At 71.0% G+C, this 8,764-nt stretch carries 8 protein-coding genes; 2 read left to right on the top strand and 6 right to left on the bottom strand.

All coding sequences use genetic code 11. The annotated features are described in order from the left end of the window. Positions 1 to 70 precede the first annotated feature (70 nt). Complete coding sequence (gene rpsA / locus BJF86_RS03030; protein WP_075816907.1) at positions 71 to 1,540, bottom strand: 30S ribosomal protein S1; 1,470 nt, start codon at positions 1,538 to 1,540, stop codon at positions 71 to 73. 161 nt (positions 1,541 to 1,701) lie between these two features. Between rpsA and BJF86_RS03035 the strand changes: the two genes are divergently transcribed. Together BJF86_RS03035 and BJF86_RS03040 are read left to right on the top strand one after the other, a co-directional pair. Further along, the gene (locus tag BJF86_RS03035; protein ID WP_075816908.1) at positions 1,702 to 2,526 is read left to right on the top strand and encodes a class I SAM-dependent methyltransferase; all 825 of its coding nucleotides are present in this window, start codon (positions 1,702 to 1,704) and stop codon (positions 2,524 to 2,526) included. 120 nt (positions 2,527 to 2,646) lie between these two features. Then, positions 2,647 to 3,999: an ABC transporter substrate-binding protein gene (locus tag BJF86_RS03040; protein WP_075816909.1), complete on the top strand. Its 1,353-nt coding sequence runs from the start codon at positions 2,647 to 2,649 to the stop codon at positions 3,997 to 3,999. A gap of 120 nt (positions 4,000 to 4,119) precedes the next feature. Here the strand turns inward: BJF86_RS03040 and BJF86_RS03045 are convergent, their stop codons facing one another. From BJF86_RS03045 to BJF86_RS17820, 5 genes are all read right to left on the bottom strand, one after another. Further along, positions 4,120 to 4,842, bottom strand: coding sequence for an ABC transporter ATP-binding protein (locus tag BJF86_RS03045; RefSeq protein ID WP_202817307.1), 723 nt, complete (start codon positions 4,840 to 4,842; stop codon positions 4,120 to 4,122). Positions 4,843 to 4,895: 53 nt separating this feature from the next. Beyond that, positions 4,896 to 5,834, bottom strand: coding sequence for an ABC transporter ATP-binding protein (locus BJF86_RS03050; RefSeq protein ID WP_187345587.1), 939 nt, complete (start codon positions 5,832 to 5,834; stop codon positions 4,896 to 4,898). Beyond that, positions 5,824 to 6,813: a branched-chain amino acid ABC transporter permease gene (locus tag BJF86_RS03055; protein WP_075816911.1), complete on the bottom strand. Its 990-nt coding sequence runs from the start codon at positions 6,811 to 6,813 to the stop codon at positions 5,824 to 5,826. The genes BJF86_RS03050 and BJF86_RS03055 overlap by 11 nt, the downstream gene beginning before the upstream one ends. Positions 6,814 to 6,824: 11 nt before the next feature. Continuing rightward, positions 6,825 to 8,144: a branched-chain amino acid ABC transporter permease gene (locus BJF86_RS03060; RefSeq protein WP_143553653.1), complete on the bottom strand. Its 1,320-nt coding sequence runs from the start codon at positions 8,142 to 8,144 to the stop codon at positions 6,825 to 6,827. A 268-nt stretch (positions 8,145 to 8,412) separates the two neighbouring features. After that, positions 8,413 to 8,764, bottom strand: a 352-nt coding sequence (locus tag BJF86_RS17820; protein ID WP_158068356.1) for a hypothetical protein, incomplete at its 5' end; no start/stop codon positions are given.

Genomic DNA, 8,764 nt, shown 5'->3' on the forward strand with positions numbered 1-8,764 from the left:
AAACGGGGTCCGACAGAAAAGTCGGACCCCGTTCCCGGGCTGCCGGCGAGACCAGCTCACCGGCACCGGCTCAATTGCCGGTCAGCTTCTCGCGCAGCGCGGCGAGCGCCTCGTCCGAGGCGAGGGTGCCGGCCTGGTCCTCCGGCTCGTCGGCGTTGCCGGCCGAGGAGGAGTAGGACGTGGACGCCGGGGCGACCTCGACACCGGCCGCGGAGTCGGCCTCCGAGGCGGCCTCGACCTGCGCCTTGTGCGCCTCCCAGCGGGCGTGGGCGTCGGCGTACTCCTTCTCCCACTTCTCCCGCTGCTCCTCGTGGCCCTCGAGCCACTCGTTGGTCTCCGGGTCGAAGCCCTCGGGGTACTTGTAGTTGCCCTGCTCGTCGTACTCCGCCGCCATGCCGTAGAGCGTCGGGTCGAACTCGTTGGCGACCGCGTCGTTGGCCTGCTTGAGCGACAGCGAGATGCGGCGACGCTCGAGGTCGATGTCGATGACCTTGACGAAGACCTCGGCGCCCACGGTGACGATCTGCTCGGGCAGCTCCACGTGGCGCTCGGCCAGCTCGGAGATGTGGACCAGGCCCTCGATGCCGTCCTCGACCCGCACGAAGGCGCCGAAGGGGACCAGCTTGGTGACCTTGCCGGGCACGACCTGACCGATGGCGTGCGTCCGGGCGAAGGTCTGCCACGGGTCCTCGAGCGTCGCCTTCAGCGACAGCGAGACCCGCTCGCGGTCCATGTCGACGTCCAGCACCTCGACGGTGACCTCGTCACCGACCTCGACGACCTCGCCCGGGTGGTCGATGTGCTTCCACGACAGCTCGGAGACGTGCACCAGGCCGTCCACGCCACCGCCGAGGTCGACGAAGGCGCCGAAGTTGACGATGCTGCTGACGACCCCGGAGCGGACCTGGCCCTTGGCCAGCTCCTTGAGGAAGGTGGTGCGGACCTCGGACTGGGTCTGCTCCAGCCAGGCGCGGCGGGACAGGACCACGTTGTTGCGGTTCTTGTCCAGCTCGATGATCTTGGCCTCGATCTCCTTGCCGACGTAGGGCTGGAGGTCGCGGACGCGGCGCATCTCGACCAGCGAGGCGGGCAGGAAGCCACGCAGGCCGATGTCAAGGATCAGGCCGCCCTTGACCACCTCGATGACGGTGCCGGTGACGACGCCGTCCTCCTCCTTGATCCGCTCGATCGAGCCCCAGGCGCGCTCGTACTGCGCGCGCTTCTTGGACAGGATCAGGCGACCCTCCTTGTCCTCCTTCTGGAGGACCAGGGCCTCGACCTCGTCGCCGACGGTGACGACCTCGGAGGGGTCGACGTCGTGCTTGATGGCGAGCTCACGGGAGGGGATGACACCCTCGGTCTTGTAGCCGATGTCGAGCAGGACCTCGTCGCGGTCGACCTTGACGATCACTCCCTCGACGATGTCGCCGTCGTTGAAGTTCTTGATCGTGGCGTCGATGGCCGCGAGCAGTTCCTCCTCAGAGCCGATGTCGTTGACAGCGATCTGGGAGGTGGCCTTCTCGGCCGTGGTGGCAGTCATGTAGTAGGGACTCCGATTGTGGACTGGAAGATATGGATGGATGTGTGCGGTGCCCGCCAGACCCCGTTCGCACCAGCGTCCGGGCACGCCGAAGGCGTTGGCCAAGCCCGTCAAGACTATCCGGGCCGGGAGGCCAGGTCAAAGCGGTGCAGACTGGGGACATGGACGATCCGGCGCGCCCCGGCCCACCCGACCGTGTCGTACGACGCAGCGCTTCGCACGAGGAGTCGGTCCGGGCGGGGCGCCGGTGGTGGGACCAAGAGGCCGAGGCATACCACGCTGAGCACGGCGAGGACCTGGGCGACGCCGAGCTGACCTGGGGTCCCGAGGGTCGCACGGAGACCGAGCTGCAGGCGCTGGGGCCGCTGCGGGACCGGGACGTGCTGGAGGTCGGCGGCGGTGGTGGACAGGGGGCACGGTGGTGCGCCGGGCAGGGTGCCCGCGTGATCGGGTCCGACCTCAGCTCCGGGATGCTCGGGGTCGCCGCCCGGTTGGACGCGGCCACCGACGGCCCGGCCCCGGTGGCCCAGCTGCAGTGCGACGGTGCGGCCCTCCCCCTGGCCGATGCGTGCGTCGACGTCGTGTTCACGGCGCACGGCGTCCTGGCCTTCGTGCCCGACGTCGAGGGCGCGCTGCGTGAGTGGGCCCGCGTCGTGCGCCCCGGCGGACGCGTCGTCTTCTCCCTCCCCCACCCCTTCCGCTGGGTCTTCCCCGACGTGCCCGGTCCCGATGGGCTCCTCGCCCGGCACAGCTACTTCGACCGGCGGCCCTACGTCGAGGAGACGGTGAGCGGGCGGGCGACCTACACCGAGCACCACCGCACCCTCGGGGACCTCGTCCGGGCGGTCCGCGCGGCCGGGCTGGTGCTCGTGGACCTCCACGAGCCCGCGTGGGCGCCCGGCCGCCGCGACTGGGGCGGATGGAGCGAGACGCGTGGGACGCTCCTGCCCGGGACCGCACTCCTGGTCACCGAGCGTCCCGGGTGAGCACCTCACGTGGCGGCAAGGTCACAGTTTGGTGACGAAGGCCTCCTGACCGGCCGTGATCGGCCTAGGCTGAAATCCCGTGGACGGGCAACGACGCCCCCCGAACCGAAAGAGGAACACATGCGTAGGACGACCCATCTCAAGGCGATGGCGGCACTGTCCGCCGTGGCCCTGCTCGCCGCGTGCGGCGACGGCGGCGAGGACACCGGTTCCGGCGACACCGCCACCGAGGAGAGCTCGGAGGAGGGCGCCGAGGAGGAGACCAGCGCGGAGGAGGAGGGCTCCGAGAGCGAGGAGCCGGCCGCCGGGGGCGACGGCAACACCTCTGACACCTTCACCTTCGGCTACGTCCTCCCGGAGACCGGACAGCTGGCCTTCCTCGGCCCGCCCCAGATCGAGGCCCTGGGCCTGGCCATCGAGGACATCAACGCCGCCGGCGGGGTCCTGGGCAACGAGGTGCCCGACGCGGTCGCCGGTGACGAGGCGGGCCAGGAGGCCGCGGCGCAGCAGGCGGCCGACCGCATCCTCGCCGAGCAGCCCAGCGCCATCGTCGGCGCAGCGGCGTCGGGCATGTCCCTCGCGATCATCGACCGGGTGACCGGTGCCAACGTGATGCAGTGCTCCGGCTCCAACACGGCGCCGACCTTCACCGACTACCAGGACGACGGGCTCTACGTCCGGACGGCTCCCTCCGACGCCCTCCAGGGCCCGGTGCTCGCCAACACGATCGTCAACGACGGCTACAGCAACGTCGCCATCGTCGCCCGTGCCGACGACTACGGCTCGGGCCTGGCCGACGCCACGGCCACCGCGCTGGAGAACGCCGGAGCCACCGTCTCGCTCAACGAGACCTACGACCCGTTGGCCCGTGAGTTCAACGCGGTCGTGTCGTCGGTCGAGGCGGCCGAGCCCGACGCCGTCGTGGTCATCGCCTTCGAGGAGGGCGGCCAGATCCTGCAGGGCATGTTCGAGGCCGGGCTCACCCCGGACGCCGTGGGCGTCTACGGCGCGGACGGTCTGCGGTCGGCGGACCTGGGCAGCATCGTCAACGAGTCCGATCCCAGCGTCATCGCGGGGATGAAGGGCACGGCCCCCGCGTCCGCGGACAACCCCGACTTCATCACCCGGCTGCAGGAGTTCGCGCCGGACCTGGAGGAGACCCAGTTCGCCCCGCAGGTCTACGACTGCGCCGTCACCATGGCGCTGGCCGCCGAGGCCGCCGGGTCGGTGAACGCCGCCGATTTCAAGGCCGAGGTCAACGGCATCACCAGCGAGGGCACCGAGTGCACCTCCTTCGAGGAGTGCAAGGGGCTGCTCGAGGACGGTGAGGACATCGACTACAACGGTGCCAGCGGCCCGCTCGACTTCACCGACGCCGGTGAGCCGGGCACGGCGACGATCGAGGTCTACGAGTTCGACGACGCCGGTGAGCTGCAGTCGGTCGAGACCGTGGAGTCCAACCCGAGCGAGTGAGCGCTGCGGTCGGGGTGGTCCTCACAGCCGCCCGACCGCCCGGACGCACGAGCGGCCCGGCACCTCCTGGGTGCCGGGCCGCTCGGCTGCGTGGTGTGCCACCGGCGGGTGGTGCAGCTCTCAGTCGTCGGAGATCCGGGCCAGGGTGCCGAGGTAGAGCTCGATGACCTTCGGGTCGTTCGCCAGCTCCTCGCCGGTCCCGGTGTAGGCGTCCTGGCCCTGGTCGAGGACGTACGCCCGGTCCGAGATGTCCAGGCACTGCCGGGCGTTCTGCTCCACCATGAGCACGGACACCCCGGCCGAGTTGATCCGTGACACGGCCTCGAAGACCGAGTCCTGCATGAGCGGCGAGAGGCCCGCCGACGGCTCGTCCAGGAAGAGCACGTGCGGCCCGGTCATGAGGGCGCGGCCCATCGCCACCACCTGGCGCTCGCCGCCGGAGAGCGACCCGGCGCGCTGCGCCCGCCGGTCGGCGAGGAGCGGGTAGAGGTCGCTCACCTCGGCGAACCGGGCGGCATACTCCTTGGGCCGCAGGTAGAGGCCCATCTGGAGGTTCTCCTCCACGGTGAGCGAGGGGAAGACGTTGTTGTTCTGGGGCACGTAGCCGAGCCCGGTGGCCACCAGCTTGTGGGCGGGGCGCGAGGTGATGTCCTCCCCGTGCAGCATCACCCTGCCCGAGCGCACCGGGACCAGCCCGAACATCGCCTTGATGAGCGTCGACTTGCCCGCGCCGTTCGGGCCGATGATGCCGACCAGTTCCCCCGGCCGTACCTCGACCGAGCAGCCCCGCAGGATGTCGACGTCGGGGATGTAGCCCGCGACGAGCTCCTCGGTCCACAGCACCGGCTCGGCGGAGGTGCCGCCCGTCGCCGAGTCCTCGAGCTGGCCGTCCACGCTCACCGCTCCTCCTCCGTCGGCAGTGCCCGGTGACTGCCCAGGTAGGCCTCGATCACGGCCGGGTCCTTGCGGATGTCGTCCGGACGGCCCTCCGCGATCACCTTGCCCTGGGCGAAGCACACCACCCAGTCGCTGATCGACATGATGACGTCCATGTCGTGCTCCACGAGCACGATCGTCATGCCCTCGTCGCGCAGCGCCTCGATGTGACCCAGCAGCGACTGGGTCAGGGCGGGGTTCACCCCGGCCATCGGCTCATCGAGCAGGATCATCTGCGGCTCGACCATGAGGGCCCGGGCCATCTCCAGCAGCTTGCGCTGCCCGCCGGACATGGTACCGGCGAACTCGTCGCGCATGTGTGTGAGGTTGAACCGCCCGAGCAGCTCCTCGGCGCGACGGCGGATCGACGCCTCCTGGGCCGCCCAGGTCGGGCGGAGCAACGCGGCGATCAGGCCCTCGCCGCGTTGCCCGGTCGCCCCGAGCATGAGGTTCTCCAGGCTGGTGAGGCGGGTCAGGGCCTTGGTCAGCTGGAAGGTGCGCACCATGCCCTTGCGCGCGATGCGGTGCGGCGGCCGCCCGGTGACGTCGCTGGCGTCGAACGACCAGCGCCCGCTGTCGGGCCGGTCGAAACCCGTGATGAGGTTGAAGAAGGTCGATTTGCCCGCACCGTTGGGCCCGATGAGCGCGGTGATCGTGCCCCGCTGCACCTCCAGGTGCTCCACCTCGACCGCGCGCACCCCGCCGAAGTGTCGGGCCATGTCTTCGGCGACGAGGATCGGGTCCGGCTTGGCGACCCCGGGCGCGCTGGCGACCCCGGCGAGCGCCTCGGCGGCCCGTCGGGCCCCCACCGACGGTTCGGCTGCGGACGCGTGGGCACGCTCTTGCTCGTGCGCCGCCTCCCGTTCCGCGACGAGGTCGGCGTGGGTGTCATCGGACATCGAGACGCAGCTCCTTCCGGTTGCCGATCAGCCCGGCGGGTCGGAACATCATCAGCAGCATGAGGCCGAGCCCGACGGCCGCGAAGCGCACCGCCCCGATGTCGCTCGGCACGAGCAGGGCGCCGGGGATCCAGCCGGCGGACATGGCCGAGCGCAGGAAGGCGTCGAGGAAGGTCAGCAGGAACCAGAAGACGACCGAGCCGATGATCGGTCCCAGCACCCGGCTCGCGCCGCCGAGGATCATGATGGTCCACAGGTAGAACGTGATGATCGGGATGAAGGCGTCCGGGGTGATGGCCTGGCTGTTGATCGCCAGCAGCGCTCCTGCCAGCGCGCCCAGGACGCCGCCGAGGACGAGCGCCTGCATCTTGTAGGCGAAGACGTTCTTGCCGAGGCTGCGCGCGGCCTCCTCGTCCTCCCGGACGGCCCGCAGGACCCGCCCCCACGGGCTGTGGACGAGCAGCCAGACGAGACCCGCCGCGACGAAGGTCGCCCCCCAGGCCACGGTCATCAGCCACAGCGCGCGCTCACCGAAGCGCAGCGGCCCCAGCTCGAGCGGGCCGCTGAACGGGTTGAGCTCGTAGAAGCCACCGGCGAACTGGACGAGCCCGAAGACACCGCCGGTGACCGGCTCGGCGAACGAGGAGCGGTAGAGGTAGCGCAACACCTCGGCGGCGGCGATCGTCGCGATGGCGAGGTAGTCCCCGCGCAGCCGCAGCGTCGGCACCCCGAGGATCAGCGCCAGCACCACGGCGCAGGCCATGCCGACGAGCACCCCCGCCCAGAGGGGGAAGCCGAAGGAGAGGACCGAGATCGCGGTCCCGTAGGCCCCGACCAGCATGAAGCCGACCTGGCCGAAGTTGAGCAGCCCGGTGTAGCCGAAGTGGATGTTGAGCCCGATGGCGGCCAGGGCGTAGATCGCGGCCTCCGGGCCGAGAGCGCCCCGGATCGCCACCGCGAGCACGGACAGCAGGTCCATCGTCCTCCTCCTCAGCCGACCCGCTCACGCCGGCCCAGGATGCCCTGGGGCCGGACGAGGAGCACGATGATCATGACCAGCAGCGCCCACATGTAGGCCAGCGACGCGGGGAACCACAGGGTGGACAGCTGGGACACCAGGCCGATGACCAGCGAGCCCAGCATGGCGCCGTAGGCGCTGCCCAACCCGCCGAGGATCACGCCGGCGAACATCAGCAGCAGCAGCTCGAAGCCCATCTCGCTGTATATCGCCTGGGTCAGCCCGAAGAACACCCCGCCGATGGCCGCCAGCGCACCGCCGAGCACCCAGACCACGAGGATCACCCGCTGGACGTCGATGCCGGAGGCCTGCGCGAGGTCGCGGTTGTCGTTCACCGCGCGCATCGCCGTGCCGATCCGGGTGCGCTGCAGCATCACGGCCACGCCGATCATGATCGCGAAGGCCAGCACGGTGATGATGAGGTCGCGCGGGGTGATGCGGACCGGGCCGAGGGTGAGGGCGCTCTGCAGCGAGTACTCGTCGTACTGCTGGCGGCGCGAGCCGAAGACGATGAGGACGAGGTGGCGCAGCAGCAGCGACAGCCCGATGGCCACGATGAACATCTGGATGAGACCGGCCCCCCGCCGTCGCAGCGGCCGCCACAGCGTCACCTCGAAGCCTCCCGCGACGGCTCCGCCGACGGCCATGGCCAGCACCGCCGCGACGATGATGGGGAGGTTGCCGGGCGAGGTGCTGAGGAAGTACGCAGCCACGGCGCCGATCGTCACGAACTCGCCGTGCGCGAAGTTGATGAGCTTGGTGGTCCCGAAGACCAGCGACAGGCCGACGGCGGTGATGGCGATGATCGCGCCGAACTTGATGCCGTCCACCACAAGCTGCAGGATCCTGGCGACCGGGATCCCCCCGCCGCCCTCGTCCACCTCGCCCGTGCCGAGCTGGAAGATGACGCCCTGCGAGGCGCCCGGCCGCACCTGGACGCCGTCGAGGACCTCGCCGCCCTCCTCGCGCGGGGCGACACCCTCGGGGAGGCCGGCGACGTCGAGGGTCACGGTGTAGGCCCCCGGTCCGGGCAGCGGGACCGACCACCTGCCCTCCGCGTCCGTGGTGGCGCTGCCGATCTCGGCCCCGTCCTGGGTCACCGTGACGGTGACGCCCTCCACCGGCTCCCGGTCCGGGTCGCGCAGCGTGCCCTGCACGGACTCGGCGGCATCCGAGCTGCTGCTGGCCACGGGGGCGGCTGCCGAGGCGGCGGGCGTGCCGGAGGGCATGCCGACGCCGAGGAACAGACCCAGCAGGACGGCAGCGAGCGCTGCCCACAGGCGGGCGGTCACGGGATCTCCTTCGATGCGGACATCGGGAGTAAACCACACGTCAGGCGCCCTGCCCAGCACAGGGAGGTCACGGTCTGGGCTTGACGCCGGGGCACGTTGCGTCAAGCCGTCTCACCACTCGTCGGCCTTGGTCCCGGCGTTTCAGGCCTGCCGCTGCTGACCGGCGGGACCGGGCCCCGGCACGCGGCATGTGTGGTGTGGGCGGTGTGTCTGTACTCACCAGGGAGGCTCCGCGGAGCGGCACCGGGGAGGGAAGGTATGCCCCTGCTCAGAAGGGAGGCTCGTCGTCGGGCGGGGTGCGCCAGCCGGTCGGATGCGGGTCAGCGGTGCGGCGTCGGGGGGCGGTCTCGGCAGTGCTCTCTTCTGCCCCGAGGACTGCTTCGGGGGTCGGGGTGGTGGGGTCGGCGCCGTCGCGGCGGCGGCCGGTTGCTGTGCGGGTGACCCACATCCACCCCGACAGCGGCCCGCCGTGCTCGCCGGTGCCGGGGTGGTCGTCGGCGTCGGTGAGGAAGGCGTCGGGACCCCGGTGGGCGAGGGCGGCGTAGAAGGCGCGGTTGAGCAGGTCGCGCCGGGTGTGCAGGTCCTGCCGCAGCGCCGGGTGATCGTCGCTGCGGGCGGCG

The sequence above is a fragment of the Serinicoccus sp. CNJ-927 genome, from assembly GCF_001942435.1.
Lineage (GTDB): Bacteria > Actinomycetota > Actinomycetes > Actinomycetales > Dermatophilaceae > Ornithinicoccus > Ornithinicoccus marinus.